7 protein-coding genes are annotated in these 17,389 nt (G+C 41.5%); 2 read left to right on the forward strand and 5 right to left on the reverse strand.

Annotation, left to right across the window (positions count from 1 at the left end; all coding sequences use genetic code 11):
- Nucleotides 1-31: 31 nt before the first annotated feature.
- Both AC1WHX_RS00745 and AC1WHX_RS00750 read left to right on the forward strand, forming a co-directional pair.
- Nucleotides 32-1,981 (forward strand): Ig-like domain-containing protein, encoded by a 1,950-nt coding sequence (locus AC1WHX_RS00745; protein ID WP_122337757.1) that lies wholly within the window; start codon nucleotides 32-34, stop codon nucleotides 1,979-1,981.
- Nucleotides 1,887-2,744 (forward strand): DUF3108 domain-containing protein, encoded by an 858-nt coding sequence (locus tag AC1WHX_RS00750; RefSeq protein WP_081705587.1) that lies wholly within the window; start codon nucleotides 1,887-1,889, stop codon nucleotides 2,742-2,744. Before AC1WHX_RS00745 ends, AC1WHX_RS00750 begins: the two co-directional genes overlap by 95 nt.
- A gap of 191 nt (nucleotides 2,745-2,935) precedes the next feature.
- On the opposite strand, the gene AC1WHX_RS00755 is transcribed toward AC1WHX_RS00750, so the two are convergent.
- From AC1WHX_RS00755 to AC1WHX_RS00775, 5 genes are all read right to left on the reverse strand, one after another.
- Nucleotides 2,936-4,177, reverse strand: a complete 1,242-nt coding sequence (locus AC1WHX_RS00755; RefSeq protein ID WP_122337756.1) for an OmpA family protein — start codon at nucleotides 4,175-4,177, stop codon at nucleotides 2,936-2,938.
- A gap of 22 nt (nucleotides 4,178-4,199) precedes the next feature.
- Nucleotides 4,200-4,628, reverse strand: a complete 429-nt coding sequence (locus AC1WHX_RS00760) for a hypothetical protein (RefSeq protein ID WP_122337755.1) — start codon at nucleotides 4,626-4,628, stop codon at nucleotides 4,200-4,202.
- 61 nt (nucleotides 4,629-4,689) lie between these two features.
- Nucleotides 4,690-14,283: a LamG-like jellyroll fold domain-containing protein gene (locus tag AC1WHX_RS00765; RefSeq protein WP_418236493.1), complete on the reverse strand. Its 9,594-nt coding sequence runs from the start codon at nucleotides 14,281-14,283 to the stop codon at nucleotides 4,690-4,692.
- 50 nt (nucleotides 14,284-14,333) lie between these two features.
- Complete coding sequence (locus AC1WHX_RS00770) at nucleotides 14,334-16,643, reverse strand: Lcl C-terminal domain-containing protein (RefSeq protein WP_417040164.1); 2,310 nt, start codon at nucleotides 16,641-16,643, stop codon at nucleotides 14,334-14,336.
- A gap of 39 nt (nucleotides 16,644-16,682) precedes the next feature.
- Nucleotides 16,683-17,153 carry a T9SS type A sorting domain-containing protein gene (locus AC1WHX_RS00775; RefSeq protein ID WP_122338516.1) on the reverse strand — a complete coding sequence of 157 codons (471 nt, stop codon included), beginning with the start codon at nucleotides 17,151-17,153 and terminating at the stop codon, nucleotides 16,683-16,685.
- Nucleotides 17,154-17,389: the final 236 nt, after the last annotated feature.

The following is a 17,389-nucleotide window of genomic DNA, read 5'->3' on the forward strand; positions in this document are numbered from 1 at the left end:
ATCTTTACCCCTTTAAAATAAAGCTATACAGATGATGCCGGACAGAACGAAATGGCTACTATATGCAAGAAATTTTATATTGACCGCTTTTGCTGCGGCATTTATACTCTCATGTGCCAACATTGCACGACCTACCGGAGGTCCGATAGACACAACCCCTCCCGTTTTTGTCAAAAGCAACCCGAAACCCAATCAACTCAATTTCAATAAAAACAAAATAGAAATCGAATTTGACGAAATAATACAAGTGGACAAACCGACCGAAAAAGTCATTGTCTCTCCGGCACAAAAAAACATGCCGCAAATACAGACATCGGGGCGCAAAGTTATCGTAGAGTTACAAGATTCGCTGATACCGAACACCACCTATACAATCGATTTCTCAGATGCCATATCCGACAATAATGAAAGAAATCCGCTATATAACTTCAGTTTTTCTTTTGCAACAGGAAACTCGATAGACACGTTGCAAATAGGAGGTATATTATTGAATGCCGAAAATTTAGAACCGGTAACAGGGATGCTTGTCGGCTTACATTCAAACTTGAACGATTCTGCATTCACCAAAACCCCGATGCAAAGAATCGCCAAATCCGATGCATACGGACGATTCTCCATAAAAAACATCGGAGCGGGTACATATCGTATATACGGACTGAACGATGCAAACCGGGATTACAAATTCGATAATCCATCCGAAGATATTGCGTTCATGGATAGTACCGTGACACCAACGGTAGAGATGGTAATGCATGCAGATACGATATGGGCAGACAGTACGACAATCGACACAATAAAGATGGTGGCTCTCCCCCATTTTTACCCCAACGATATCATCCTAAAAGTCTTTAACGAACAATTCAAATCACGTTATTTAGAGAAGTTCGAACGAACAAACAGGAACAGATTTTCTCTCATTTTTTCAGCACCCGACGACTCGCTTCCGGTATTGACTCCTCTGAATTTTCAACAAGAAGATTGGGCTATTGTCGAGAAAAACCAAACAAATGACACACTTCTATACTGGATTAAAGATTCGCTCATTTATAACATGGACACTTTACTATTCACGGCAGATTATAAAAGGACCGATTCTTTACGACAACTCACCCCGTTTAAAGACACCTTAAACTTAGTATTTCGAGAAAGAAAAAAACCTGTTCGAAAAAGCAAAAAAGATAAAAAAGATGAAGATCAAGCACCGGAAATCGAGTTTATGAAAATATCCCCGCAATTTTCCTCTATCGTAAACATATATGATAAGCTTAACTTTGCATTCGACCAACCGGTCGACTCCATAAAAGAAGAAAGTCTCAAATTAGAGATAAAAGTCGATACGGTCTGGACTCCCGTAAACGACTATACATTTTTCCAAGATAGTTTGAAGCACAGAATATTTTCACTAAAAACCAAATGGAAACCAGGAGGCGAATACAGGGTATCACTTGACTCTCTTGCATCTGTCAGTATCTACGGAAATCCGAGTAACAGACTTTCCCAATCATTCAAAGTAAAAACGGTCGAAGAATATTCCAACTTTTATATAGAAACTTTGGGAATAAAAGATTCGGCATTCGTCGAACTGTTAAACTCAAGCGACCAGCCGGTACGCAAATCACCGGTCAAAGACGGAGGTGCAGAATTTATATATGTAGATCCGGGAACATATTATATCCGTTTAGTAAAGGACCGAAACGGGAACGGGAAATTCGACACCGGCAACTTCGCAGAAAAACGGCAGCCCGAAGAAGTTTTCTACTATCCTACATCTATCGATTTAAAAGCCAATTGGGATGTAGAACAGACATGGGATGTCTACGCTCTACCGCTGGATAAACAAAAACCGCTGGATATAACCAAAAATAAACCCAAAGACGAAAAAAAGGATGATTCTCAAAACGATAATAAAGAAGAAGGACCTGTATATTCCAACCGACCCTCAGGAGCAATCACTCCTCGAAGTCAAGGCTCTTACCGTTAGCCTGTTAATAATACTTCTTGCATTTTGTATTCCGAAAGGGTCGGCTCAATGCCCTGTCAAATGGGACTTCAAAAAAGAATCTCTTCCGTATGATGTCATATATCAATGGGGATTTATCTGGAAACGTGCAGCAGTAGCCAGTCTGGATATAAATGTTACCCGCTCCCAAGACGGAACGGAATACTATAAATCATTACTAACTGCTCGCACTTTGGCTTTTGCCGACCGTATTTTCAGAGTCCGAGACACACTTGTTTCCATTATGTATAAAGACGGGCTCATACCTCACTATTACGCTAAAATTTCAGATGAAGACCGAACTTACCGCAAAGACGTGACACGATACAGTTATTCTAACGGTATCTGTACCGGAAACATCACTCTATACAGACCCAAACGAAACGCAATAGAAGATTATCTCATTACATCAAGCAATTGCTCTTATGACATGCTCAGCGTATTTTATTACCTGCGCACAATAGATTTTTCAACAAAAAATATAGGAGACCGCATAAACGTAGATATTTTCACCGGGAATCATATAGAACATCTTTCTGCCGAATATTTAGGTAGGACAGTACTGGACTTACGGAAAACACCTTTCGGAGCATACAAGATCAAATTACATTTTTTCGATGATAAAGAAGAAAAAGTAAGTGATAATATTACAGCATGGATCAGCGATGACTCACGGAGAATTCCTCTTCAAGTAGAGGGAAAACTCGCAATCGGCTCTCTAAAAGCGATATATAGAGGTAAATAAGAAAGCCTTTACCGTCAGGAAAGGCTTTCTTACACATAAATTAGTACGACCTAAGAACAATGTTTGCTGTAATTCAAATTCTTCGATACAAAAATAATATCGGAATAATGCATCCACAATACCCACATTCGGTGAAAAAACAAGAACTCATTACCCATAAATAGGTATTCAAACATTGTTCTAAACCGATCTTAAAAATCAACGGCAGTAACTATAACTACCCGATTCCATTTATCCCGTTCATAAGGCTGGGCATCTGTCCCCACTCCTTGAACCTCGATCCGTTTGCGGTCGATATTATACTGCTTTACCAAGATATCTTTAACCGAGATTCCTCGTTTTGTAGAAAGCTTCAGATTATACTGAGGCGTACCGGTTTGTTGGTCGGCATAACCTGCAAGACGAATTTTCGCTTCAGGGTAATCACTCATAAATTTCGCAATATTGACAAATGTGATCTCCTGCCCTTGCATCGGCATAGTCTTGTTTATATCGAAAAGAATCGATCCCAACATAACCGGTTCGTTAGTTCTTACCGGAACTTCTTCTCGCACTTTAACCTCTTTATTAATAAAAACCGTGTCATTTACAGTCCTTATAACCTCAACCTTTCTTTCTGCCGCTTCAGGATTAATAATCTGCACATAACGCACCTTTCTCGACCCTCTTGCCACTCTGTGCTTATGTTTTGACGTATTTTTCGTTACGGCAAATCCCCGGCTTCCGAAATTATAAGTTACCCCAAGCATAACGGCACAACTGCTTTCATACATTCCACCCGTAATACGTCCGTCGAACTGATCGGGGAATAATGCGCTTTGAACCTCCAGATTCACATCAAACCCCTTCGGCAATTTATATTTTCCCATCAAAGAAAAATTGGTAGAAATGATATTCGTTTTCGGAGTCCCCTTATAGGCAAAAGCATGAGCATATCCGATCCCCGCAACCGGAATGATGTCCCACTTCCGTTCAGGCTTGTATCCTCCTATCAAATTAGCAAGACTCACCTGAAAATCGACATGCATGTTCATATAACGCAAATAGTGACGATAACTACCATCAGGACGTATCACGCTTTCATTCCTCACCGGATCATTAGATCCGTAAATAAGCCCGTTATTCAAAGGATTTCCCAAATACAGCCCGTTTGTTGAGCTATTCCCGTTAAAGCTATAACCTTGTATTTGAACACGAATCCCCCAATAAGGAGAAAACCATTTACCTCCTGTCACCGAAATAGAAGGTGTAATACGGTCTCCGAAATTAAGCTTCGATGCATCCGCAGAAAACAATACCTGAGCACCGACACCCATCTCGATATACCAATTAGAACGAATATCCGATATATTTCCCTTAGTCTGAGCAACAGTGTTCAAAAGACAAAGAGAAGATAACATACACACAATAATATACTTATTTATTTTTTTCATGATTATTTTTTACCTTATCAAATTATTGAATTATGTTCAGTACCAACACTTCGGGTGCATCTGCCGTGCCATAAATGGCATCCGGCTCGAACGACAAGTTCGCATCAGTCGCATACATATACTGATTTCGCGTATTATAATAACAGAACGATACTTTCGAGTTCTCTTCAGGAGTTCCCTTTATCGTAATAAAAAAAGCGTTATCGATAAGCTGGCCTACTCCCCTGCACTCGCCATTTATAAAAGCCGCAATCTGATCATTCGTCTGAAAGTAAGTCTGCAAATTCTCCGGTAATACAACGACAGCTGTCATACTCACCGAATATTTCGCGTCATCTACCTGCCAAACAGGAGCGGGAAATGTCGTATAGACCTCCTCTTCTTTACAACTTCCCAAACAAATGGCAAGCACAAATAAAAGCATACAATATTTTACTGCTATTTTTTTCATATTTACTATATTAAACTGTTTCTACCCCCCTATAAAGGAAGGTAGAAACAGATCTTTTTAACTATTGTTTTTCTACTTTACGTACAACGGTTTCTCCGTTAAGAGTAATTCGTACGAGATAAATTCCCAGAGCGCAAGCATCACTATTCGTAATTCCATCCCAAGTTATATGGTAGAAATCACTCTTGAGTGTTTCTTTCGCCCATTGCATTACCTTACGTCCCATAACGTCATAAACAGCTACTTCAACCACATCATCGGCTTTTGCCTTAACATAGATATTCAGTTTATCGGTAAACGGATTCGGGTAAACCGAAATATTGTCTTCCGGTGCACTGAAATCGATAACCGCCGGTTGGTCAAGTGTTCCGATCACAGCATTCGACCGATAAGCAAATGTCGTCTTGGCACGAGCTACCACGTCTCCGTTTCTTTCCAGCTCGAACGTCACATCGCGATCGCCACTTTCTCCCGATACGGAAATAAAATTGAGTTGCTTGTCATTAACACCGACACAATCGCTCACGCCTCTCAGCACTCCGTCAACATAAGCAAGAATCTTATCTCCCGATTCGACATCTTCCGAGATAGCGACAATACTCATATTCTCGGCATAATTGTTATTTACATAAGTTTCCTGTACGTTCTCATCTGCCGAACGTCTGTTTTTACGCAAAATGCTCTTGTTCGATAAAGATCCCGATGTAGAAGGATAAGTAAAGGCAACATCGTCAGAAGCCGTACGCAATAACATATACCCCTTGTTCTGTTCCATATACTTCAGATTACCGATCCAACCCGTACCGGAATACATTGCAAACTGGCTTTGAGATTTTATAATATCTCCTTCTTTTGCGTCATATCCCGCCAAAGCTTCTTTTACCGTGATATTGGACGAAGGCAAGTAACCGATATAATTCCAGCGACCGCCGAGTACCGTTATAGGCATCGTCTTAGGATCGATCATTGCTCCGTCCGTACTCAATATCTGGTCATCGGAAGAATGTAGCATAAAGAGTGAAACATTGTCAAATCCTCCGTTTTTCGTCAAAGATCCTGTCCAGCCTTTTGTTCTCGAATAAGAGTCGAAATAATCCCGGCTCTTCACTACATCCGATGTCGTCCAAGATCCGTTCATCAACATCGCCGACACATTCGGCAAATTAGAATTCGAAAGATTGAACGAAATCCAATTCCAGCCCTTAACCAGACTCAAATTCTGGAAGAAAATCTCTTTGCCGTCGAACACGATCGGGTCTTTAGCCGTACCGACCACACCATCGTTTACAAATGTTATCGTTCTTTCTGGAGTCGGTGTTGCAAGATAAGTCTTTCCGGTACTTGCATCCCACATACGGAATTCGATATCTCCAGATTGTTTTTCGTTATTGTAAACGGTCAAGAATGTGTACCACATATCGTGGTCACGATCATAACTGTTATTAGCAACGCCAATACATTTCCCATTCTGGAATGCTGCCAGCAGATCTTCTTTATCGGTAGAGAATACCGTATTGAAACGCATCTTGCCAAATACCGACATATTATATTTATAGTCGGCCGGGTTTACATTCCATGCAGGTCTCTCTCCGTTCACTTTTACCGAGATAGGTAACGGTTCGGTAACATTATTTTCACCACGAGCATAAATAACCTCTTCGTATGTACCGACATTAGTACCTTCATTTATCGTGAAAGTGATCTTCTGAGTACCTTTCGGATCGATCTCTCCGCTCATCGGATCGGCAGTAAGCCATGACGGAAGGCCTTCGATCGTGAAGTTCTTGACACTACCTCCGATATTATTCAGAGGAACAACAAACTCATACTCTTCATACTGTTTCTTGTCAATCACGACTTCGCTTTCTCCCCATCTCAACTGATTGCGGTCGACATACGCACTCCAACGGTAAACCGTAGGATCGACATTGCCGTTCAGATCGCGCACATCCTTCAACGCTACATTGACAATCGTTTTCTCCAACACTTCAGGAGCTTCTTCCAAATTAATGATAATAGCGCTTCCGCTGGTCACAAAACTATATTTTATACTCTGTTCCGGACCTTTAGATTTCAAAGGAGCTCTCTCATTCGTCTCAGAGACGATACCGTCCGTTGTTGCCGATTTTCCTTCAACCAAATCTTCAAGTGTATAAACAAGTTCTTTTACATTCGCAGTATTCACAATATACTTCTCAAACGGATAATAAGCGATAAGCCCCATTTCAGAACCTTCCATCTTTTTATTCGTATTACGGCTTATGATAGACTGCGGCAAAGCGCTGTTCCACATTCTGAATTCATCGATCTGGCCTGAGAAGAACCGGTCTCTATAAGTCATATCAGGTATTTGAGCATCACCCCAGCGGCATCCACCCAAATAAATTTCAGTTCCCGATATAGCTCCGACGCTATCGCTTCTGAAATAGTTTTTCAATTCTCCGTCCATAAAGATCTGGGCATTACCCGAACTACGATTTACAGAAACCGCAAAATGATGCCAATTCTGATCCATATACGAACCATTTATCACTTCTTTATAGCCGTTGCTTCTGAATATAAGCTGACTATTTTCAAATCCGACAAAGAATTTATTTCCTTTTTCTCCGCGTTCATTTCCATCAGCCTTGCCATTATTCACCAATGCAGCATCGGCTTTGGTAGAAGCATCTGTACGGAACCAAAATTCTAAAGTAAAATCCTTATCATCCTTAACAGGAATCTCCGAACTATTAACCACAACCATTCCGGTAGCCCCATCCAACTGAATGGCTTTCCCGTCAGGAGTACTCCAGTTTCCATGCATAATCGCATTATTTCCTCGAGCTTTATCCGTAATCAAAGTCCCCTTGCCTTCATCCATCGGGAAATAAGCGACTAACGAAGATTCCATTCCCGACAATATTGAAAGGCTTCTTGATTTAATGTCGGCAATCGAATAAGCCTCATCCCAGAAACGGGCTTCATGCATGCATCCGGCAAAATAATTAGCGCCGTTTACATTCCGTCCATATTCTATTTTACCTATACCGTTATAAGCAGGGACATTATCTTTATTGATAGCCAATTCATAATTATAGTATGCTTTCAAATTATCGGCTTCATTATCATATACGACAGCGACGTGAGCCCATTGATCGGCAGACATATTCAACACATCCGACTGATATTTTTCAGTACCCAGTTGCACCTCGATACGTTTATCCGCAGTAAAGCTTACTTCGAATACTTCAGGAGTATTACCCTGAGTAAATATAGTTCCGGCACGATTCAAATCATCCGGTTTTACCCACAACTCCATAGTCATGCTCTTTCCGGTCATGTTTTTATCAAACTCGGTCGTCAGATAATCCGTCTCTCCGTTTAGATCGACAGACACGTCATGATCTCCGTTAGAACCGTTCTTCACGGCAGTCACCTCAAAATTGGCATTAGTGAAGTATCCTTCGGCAAGAGCTTCATTAAAGTCGATCCGTATTTCATCCTCAATACCCAAGATACCGCTGGCCGGCTTCGGCGTTCCGAACAACTTAGGTAATACCAAATCCCTGACACCGCTTACAACTTGAGATTCTGCTGTCACAAAATCATTTCCTAACGAACAGTAACTTACCGCACGAATATCATAGTTTTGATCTAATGTTCCCACAAAATTGCAAGTAATGGAAGAACCTTCGATCATCGCCTTATCAGACTCCTGAGCCTCTTCAAACAATGTTTCATCGGCATAGAATGTCATGATATTCTGCCAGTCGGAGTCAGAAGAAGAAGATGGTTTAGACTGCACGGCAATATGATGGAAATTGCGGAAATTCACATCAAACCCATCTACCGTTATCGGTAAATAATATGTTCCGTCGGATAACTGCGGAGAGTTCAAATTCAATACCCAATTACTTCCCGGTGATTTGATATTCACTTCGGTACTTGCCGGTATAAAATGCACCGACAAAGAAACCGTATCGGCAATATCGTCAAGGAAATCGGTCGGATCATACTGACATTGAGAGGCCAAAATTAAATTCAAACCCTCATAATCATACGCATCACCCATACGCACTTCCAGTGTTTTCTCAAGAATATCGCCATAAGGAACGACAAAATCACGTCCGGTACTCAAAGGCACACCGTCTATGGTAAACTTCGCACCCGTATTATTAGATGCATCGTCCATCTTTAAAGTATAGATCACATCTTCTTGAGCCTCAGAATCATTACTTAATAATAACTTAAACACGGCCGCTTTATCCGAAGGCACATTAGAAATCGTAGTCACTTCGGCATCGATTTTGGGAACTTCGATACGCAAAGTACCCTCACTCAGCTTGTGACGTCCCGGTTCATAGTATCGAGTCGTTTCTTCTCCTTCATAAGGACAAGCCGTAGCACCTCCTTGCGTATAATATACAAAATTGGTTCCCGATGAAGCTCCTTGTTCCTTGCGAATATCGACACTGATATAATCATCGTCGCCCTCCTCGGCCAAAACAAATCCGATTTTCTTCATCTGCTCTTCCGACGAACCCTCCTCTGATCCGGATGTGGTTTCCACCGTTTCATTCAACGTCATCCTGAACCCGAATCCGTTTACTTTCATTCCGAGTTCGGTTGCCAATCCGGCACCGACAGTAAATGTAGTAGTCTTAGTTTCCTCTTCAGATAACACGAACTCTTCAGAATATTCTACACCTGCACCGGCTTGGAATGAGAAATTCTTATACGATACCGCTTTTATTTTCTTTTCCTCATTGTCCGCCAATATCTTGATCCAAGAATCAATCGAGGTATTCAATGCCGCAATCGTATCTCTTGCTGTCGTCTCATCATAATTATCCGGGAAAATCACACGATAGCTGTCTCCGTCGAATGTCGAAACGTCACTGTTCGATTTCCCGAAGTCCTCGCTCTCCCGATCTATTTTCGATATATACACCGGTTCGTTGTTCTGATTAGCCAATGTTTTGGCATACTCATCCGTCGTTCCCTTGTCGAGCAGGATATTGTCACGCAAATTAATAATTCTCGGCAACAAAGACTGTTCGATAAAAATTTGCGGATAAACCAACAATGTTCCGAAACTTTTTCCTACCGAAAGAGCCTGTTTAGATGAAATGCAATAATCACCTGTTTCGACAATAGGATCTCCCGAATTAGGACCTACGGGGCGGATACTTAACAAATTTTCTATTCCGTAACTAATATTAGTAGAATTTGCTACGATCAAGTCCCCGTTACGACCTACATATAAAGGATCATCGCTGGTTTGGAAATGCGTACTCAACGTAGTAGTTTCTATCTTGGTATTCGACTTCGAATCATCAGCTTGAGAAGAAACGATCACGCCCACGGAATTTTCACTTTCCGTCTTGGTTTCCGTTTCCACACCGACTCCGACACTGGTCGTCAATTCGAGGCCTAATAAAACATCATCTTGCATATCTACATTAGATGCCGTACCCGAAGTAACAGTCGAACTGTTCGAGATCGTCAAACCCTCTTCTGCATAAGCATAACTCAATGAACCGGGAGGATCACGCAATACCAGCACCGCCTCGGTAGGCCCTTGGGTAACAAAATCTTTTCCTCCGGCCATCACACCTCCGATATGATAACCCTCAACCGGAGTTGCTACAATAGTATTACCATTGAAGTCGAAACTTGCTTCTATTTTTTTAGTGATATTGGATAAATTCGGCTCTACCGTCTGATAGGCAACCGTAACCGATCCGTTTTCATCAAGAGTATACAGTTCATTCGTTTTCCCGGCAAAGCCGTTTGTGATAGAGACACTTCCTTCACAGACCGGTACTCGATCATAATCCGATATTTCGGGTTCTCCGCCACCTTGCGGTTCTTTATAGAACGGATACTCTTCATAAGCATCGATTTTAATTTTATAGGTCTTTCCCTTCTCAAATACCGGTTTGCCCATCAAGTAAGTTTTCGTATCCTCATCATACAAAGATATCAAATCCGTTCCACCTGCCAGATTCATCATTTTATAATCGGCACTACCGAATTGTGTTTTACCCTGACCGTTTACCTGACTGATGGTCAAGGTCGGCTGTACACGATGAATATATTTATATGACTTATTATATTTCACCGTATCTTCGGAAACTACACCTCCATCTTCCGGTTCTGAAGTATAAATAACCTTCTCTTCATTAAATGCGTTGGTAAGATCCAAAACATTTGCATCGCTAAGACCCGAATATCCGGTAACAGAGATATTCCTGATTTTATACTGTTCGGGAATAAGATCAGCAACGAATTCTCCCGTTTCAGGATCAGGAGTAATAGTGATAAACGAAGCATCCGATTTCACCGCATTTTTATGTTCCGGATGGAAATGCGTCATCGTAACTTCCTCTTCAGTGCGTTCTTCCCCGGTATTCTCATCTTTATAATAATAAATCTTGCCTTTACTGTCATCATTCAATTTCAACTGGAGAGAAACCTTTTCTCCCAAATTATTTTTCGAAAGCGAATGACCGAGAGGTATAGTATCCTGAACCGCTCCTCCGGCAATACGCCCGATCACCCGCACCCGAGTATCATCCCAGAAACGGACATTCGCCATATTATCTTGATAGTCGAGATCGGCTCCATAAGAATTTTGCAACTTACCCTCATTTACAAACGTATGGTTTTGCTTGGTAGCTTTTACTTCATGCTGACCGACCGGAACTTGTATTTCGAATATACCTTTCTCATCACTGGTAATTATCTCCCCGTTACTCTTCGATGCGACTTTACCGTCAATATAGAACATCACGCCTTCTACCGGAATCGTACTGTTATTATAATAAACAATACCGGACAAATCAAAAGAAGACTGATCGGTAAAGTCGATATTGAACATCGATGAAGACTGACCGATTACAATGGTTTTTTCTCCCGGAGAGAACTGGTGCGTCCCGTAATAGGGTGTCAATGTATATTCTGTACCGTCTCCCGAATACGGTATGCCTATAATCCGGTAATTACCGCTCTTATCGGTAACTCCTCTGAAAGACAGTTGTTCAGGCTCAGGCACTACATCGCCATCGAGTTGAGCATCATGTATCTTTCCGTGATTTTCGTTATACTTGGTACCCAAATAAGACAAATCATAAAATTCAGAAACAACAGATTCGTTAAAACGCCAGTATGCCTGCAAATTATCCTCATTTCCAGCCAGCAGTCGATTATAATTTCCGGCAATATCTTCCTGTGTCAAAGCAGCATCCCACACGCGCACTTCATCAATATATCCGGCAAAATCTTTTCCGATTTCCGCCTTGCCCTCCTGCACCATAACAGAAGACAGTGAGACTTTTTGCTTATAAGCCAACAATGTATCTACTCCTGCAGCATTCGCCCGATAAATATACAAACTCAACGTGTCACCGGCTTCTGCCTGCCGATAAACGGCCGATATATGAGAAAATCTCGTCGTACTTAATTTTTCATTACCCGCAACCTTTGCCGATAAACCGCCATTCTCAACCTTGAAATACGGGATACCCGATTCCAGTCCCACTTCATAATTGCCTTTTTTCAAGATGATGCCGTTTGCATTATCCATATCCGGCTTCACATAAGCCTGAATCGAATACGGAAGTCCGGTCTGAGCCAATATATTGTCGGTTTCTAAATAAGATCCGTCAGTACCTTTAAATCTAACGCTTTGCCCGCCGATATCTTCCCGACTGCTTATTTGCACATCCACACCTTCGACAGCCTGACCATCTTCAAATGTTACCCGTCCGATGATTTGTCCGGTCGGAGACCTGAAACCGATAGTCTGCGGCTGGGTGAGACTCTCGATCGTTTCATTGGCACATTTCGATAATCCCACTACTTTATATTCATAGATAACACCCGGTACGCAATTTTTATCTTCTACCGAATAATAAGACTGAGTAGCAGCACCCGGAATAGAAGCAATCTGGTCGAACGACTTGTTATCTTCGGCATTAGGATCATATATGCGACGGCGAACTGAGAAGTTATCGAAAGCCGGACCTTCTGTCGACCACGAAATTTCTACCCGGTCGGTAAAATAACCTTTCGATGCACTCATCTCCGATTTTAAATCGCCCTGATCTCTCGGAATAAATGTTTCGGGCGTATAAACGGCCGACAAAGGACTATATGTATTTGTATTCGGTTTTATCTGAAGCTTATACCGATACTCGCTGCAAAGCTGCAACATATCATCGATATATGCCCCCTGATCATCTCCGGCAAAGAGCTCTTGATAACGGGCATATTCCTCCGGTGAAGTAAACTCACTTTCCAATGGTTTATTAAACACCTCGCTTTTAGGCATTTCTATATCCTCACCTGTAGTCAAAGTGATATTCTGCCGGGTAAGAACAAACTTACTGCCGTTACTCCAATTCTGACCCGATGTACTCCAATAAATCAAAGCCTTGCCGTTTTCCAGCAATACAGCATGGGCCTCAGTTACGGTCAAATGTATTGTGTTTACCTCCAATTTTTCGATTCTCTTCCCATACACATTATTCCACGCCTCTTTATCTTTCGTCTCTTCTCGAATTAAGAAAAACGTATAATAACCTGTTGTATTTTCAGGCACGTCTACGGCATAAGAATACGAAGTCTTGCCAAATTCATAGGGTACAGACACTTTAGATGTTTCCACCGGTTTACCATTCAGCGTATATGTATATTCCAAAATAAAATTGTCCTTTACATAATTCGAACTGGCAGTCCCGGGCACCGACCAGGTAACATTTATCTGCCGACTCGACTCGTCAAAAGAAGCCTCCATTTTCGAAGCCTGAGGATAGGCATCCAATGTCACTGTATTACTGGTAGACGAAAGAGAAATATTGTTTACTGAAAAATCCTGCGTAATCACATATTTATTCTCTTTGCTTAAATCTATGTCAGAAGCATTCAGCGTAAAAGTTCCTGAAGAACTCGATGCCGATTGAGAAGCAATAATTTCTCCGGTAGAAGAATCTTTTCTCAAATTTATATTCCCCTTTCCTTGTATATTTCCCGTACCTCCGCTTCTATTCCATTTCATAGATACTTGTGGAACTCTCTTATTATTATCTTGTGAAAATTCGGGAGAGGAAAGTGTTAACTTAGGCATTTCTGCCGTAGTGGTAACTTTTGTTGTATAACCGTTAATATCCTGATCGGCAGTAGCACCATCATTCCACCACGTCCCGTTAAAAGACATGCTCACTTCTCTATTTAATTGGGAGTTTTTTATATACCACCTAATCTCTATATACCGGACATCACCACTCTTTGGGGTACCTACCATATCAGCTCTTTCATCCCCATTGGAACGGGTAAACTTTGGATCATTACCTTTCCCATTACCACCATCACAATAAATCCGATAAGTAGATGTTCCCAACTGCAAATCAAGCCAACCCGCGTTCGGTGAAAACCCGGCATTATAAGTCAAAATATCCGAACCGTCATCGTCCCAAACCGGTATTTTCAAATAAATATACCCTCCATCCGGATGCCAACTCGTAGTAATACCGCTTCCTACTTCATTCGGCCAATTATGTTTTGCCGACACATACTGTATCCCGAAATTCAGGAAAAGAGCCACCAATATAAGAATCTTTCCCACCGGACAACTTCTGAAATCACAGATAGAGTCCGGTTTTTTCTTCATTTTGCTTAGATAAATACTCATCCTATTTTCACTTTAAAATTAATCTCGATTTAAAATGCATATACAGCTCTTACTTTTGCCGATTCTGTTTTCACGACATTAGAACTGGATGGTTCCAACGAATTGACAAAAACATAGCTGTTATCCGCATCAACCTCCGTAGAGGTCCAATACCGGCCACCGGCTTCTATCGGAGTCCCTTTTTCCTGCAACGTCACATTCAACAAAAACGAAACACCGTTAATGGCAATCATCTCATTCACCGAAGGCATATACCATCCTTGTCCTTTAGCAACGCACCATGCATTGGCAGGATATTTCGCACCATTTCCTTCTATTTTTACAATCGAAGCTGAATTCATCGCCCCATCATCAATGTCGGTAGCACCCACCGACACATTCTCGGTACTCCATGCCAAAGATGTTTCATCAAGCGATATGACCTTTCCGTGCTGCCCTCCATCGGTCACCGCATACACCACGCCGATCGCATTTTCCTTATCACCCTCTTTATAATAAAGATCTCCGACCGCATAAGTCTCTCCGGCTACCGGCTTGCTGGTCATCTCCGACCAAGACAACCTGCGTATTCCCCGCACCATACCTTCGACTTTTTTATCATCATCGAAAATATCCCCGGCAAGAACCTGTATCGGATTCTTTCCTTCCTGCGTTATCGTATAATTGTTCATTGCAATCCCGGTTGCATACGCCCGTTCATTATCATCGTTCTCCCGAAAACTTTCGGTAGAAGACCAATAAAAATTACCATTCAGAGGCCGCCCTCCTGCTATTGATAACTGACTGTTTATCTGATCTTTATTCTCAAAAATAGTCGTCCATTCATTTTTAGCGGGTAGATACCACTGTTCTCCCTCACCTGCTACACTTGCAAATGCCGGATATTTTGTGCTCCAATCCAAAAGCCGTTTTATCATGCTCATATTCTCCGCTCCATCGGTGTCATTCGTAACGTCAACCGATTCGTATTCCGTACTCCAAACTTTATTCTCAATTTCTTTCAAAGAAATGATTTTACCGTAACGTCCTACTGAAGAGACTTCGATAACCACCCCCTCAGGCATCCCGCTCCTATTATAATAGATATCCCCGACTTTATACGTCGAAGCCGAAATATTGGCATAAGAAGGTTCTATCCATGCCAACTTTCCGTTAGCGACACTCAACACTTGTCCTTCTTGTCCGATGGGCAAAATCGTCCATGAATTATTTGCCCAATACAAAATATCGCCCTCGCTATTTCCCGTAGGTTTATTCTGTAAATCGTTATAATCTCCGCTAAACGAATTCGATGGTAACTCCACCGATTCTCCCAGTTCCAAAAGCGTCTCGGAATTTTCCTCATTGCCGCCTTCAAGTACCAACTTATTTTCTTTGATACTTAATTTTTGCTTAACAGGTTTATTGAGTAATTCATCATACTTACCACTGAAACCTTCCGGCAATACCGAAAACTCAGCGTCCAACTCCAGCAGTCCGAATTCGTCTTCTTTCCCTTCCAACACGAGCTTACCGTCTTTTATTGCAAGTTTCTGCTTGCCCGGGGCGCCAGACAAATCGGAATATTTCCCGCTAAATCCTTCCGGCAGTTTAAAAAATTCAGGATCTATGGCAAGATATTCTCCTCCGGAGATTACCAAACTCCCGTCTTTTATACTTAGCGTTTGTTTTTCGGGAATCCCTGTTAAATCAGAATACTTACCGGTAGTCGCCACCGTTTTAAATTCAGGACGATTCACAAGGTTATTAAAATCTCCGTCAAAACTTACCGGAAGCTGTATCGATCCGCCATCGGTCAGGGAAATCGTATTTCCATTTATGCTCAGTTGTTGCTTTTCGGGCAAGTCCGTAAGGTCATTATAACTTCCCGTCGTCGCCACTTGCGACAAAAGCGGAGCATTCGTCAGTTTATTATAGTCTCCATCAAAACTGTTACCCGCACTTTTTGCATATAAAGCATACGGGACACTCAGCAGTTGGCTTGTTCCGCTGATCGTATAATTACTTCCCCCGTCCGGATCGGTCTCCGTCTTAATAAAGAACAGACCCGAAGCCCAATCTATCGAAGAAAAAGCACCTTGAGACACATCTCCGTTTCCGATATAGAGACTCACCATTCCGTTCGCATTGGTCCGGACCGCATGGGATTCAACATACACAGGTGTCCCGTTCACTCCGCCCTTCAAGATACTGATTTTCACACCTACTGTCTTATTGACGACCAAATTATTGGACACATTCCTGATAACCGCTTGATAACTCATCATATCAGGAGCTTGCGATCTCGCCGAAAAAACAGTCATAGCCAATAAAAACACGGCTATAATTCTCTTAAACATTTCCATCTAAATGTATTTATGTAATTTATAATTTTTGATTTATTTCTTTAGAATTTTGAAGGTCTTCAACAGCCGGTTATCTTTAAGAACCTTTAAAAAGTAAACACCGGCAGACAATGAAGCCATATCGATACGACTCTCAGCTTCTACAATCTCAGACAACCGCAAGAAGACTCCTTTTGAATCTGTCAGGATTACTTTTATTCCATACAAATCAAATGAAGAAAAAGACAGAATCAAATAATCGGTTACAGGATTGGGATACGCTTTTACCGAAACAGATGGATAAATGTCAAGACCATCTTCTGATGAAATCTCATAGCCTTGCTGAATCCCCGGATAAACCGCACCTGTGGCGGAAATTTGCGATACGAAAAAAGGCTGCCCGATAGAAAAACTGGCAAACCCGGCCGACGATAAGGCCGTGCCGCCCCCAGAATTAACACTATCCTGGGCATTTACCATCCCGGCCGAAATAAGAAATGAAATAAGCAGTAAATAATTTCTCATACAATCAATATATCATGGAATAATAAAATCAAGCAACTCTATCCATCGGCATTTAGCGGAATTTAATCCGGTTTAACTCAAATACAGAAAGACATAGTAATAGATATAATAAATCGACATTAAAGTTATAAAAAAAGCTAAATAAGATAAATTCAACGAATAAATATCTATAAAAATCTATACTGAAATATATCAAAATTATAGTTCAATCATTTATTAATCAACTACTTTTATAA

The organism is Coprobacter sp. (assembly GCF_982436375.1).

What these genes read in the sequence shown, in the direction of transcription:
- AC1WHX_RS00750 (WP_081705587.1), top strand. Translation starts at nt 1,887, where the DNA reads ATGATTCTCAAAACGATAATAAAGAAGAAGGACCTGTATATTCCAACC.
- AC1WHX_RS00770 (WP_417040164.1), bottom strand. Translation starts at nt 16,643, where the DNA reads ATGTTTAAGAGAATTATAGCCGTGTTTTTATTGGCTATGACTGTTTTT.
- AC1WHX_RS00765 (WP_418236493.1), bottom strand. Translation starts at nt 14,283, where the DNA reads ATGAAGAAAAAACCGGACTCTATCTGTGATTTCAGAAGTTGTCCGGTG.
- AC1WHX_RS00775 (WP_122338516.1), bottom strand. Translation starts at nt 17,153, where the DNA reads ATGAGAAATTATTTACTGCTTATTTCATTTCTTATTTCGGCCGGGATG.
- AC1WHX_RS00745 (WP_122337757.1), top strand. Translation starts at nt 32, where the DNA reads ATGATGCCGGACAGAACGAAATGGCTACTATATGCAAGAAATTTTATA.
- AC1WHX_RS00755 (WP_122337756.1), bottom strand. Translation starts at nt 4,177, where the DNA reads ATGAAAAAAATAAATAAGTATATTATTGTGTGTATGTTATCTTCTCTT.
- AC1WHX_RS00760 (WP_122337755.1), bottom strand. Translation starts at nt 4,628, where the DNA reads ATGAAAAAAATAGCAGTAAAATATTGTATGCTTTTATTTGTGCTTGCC.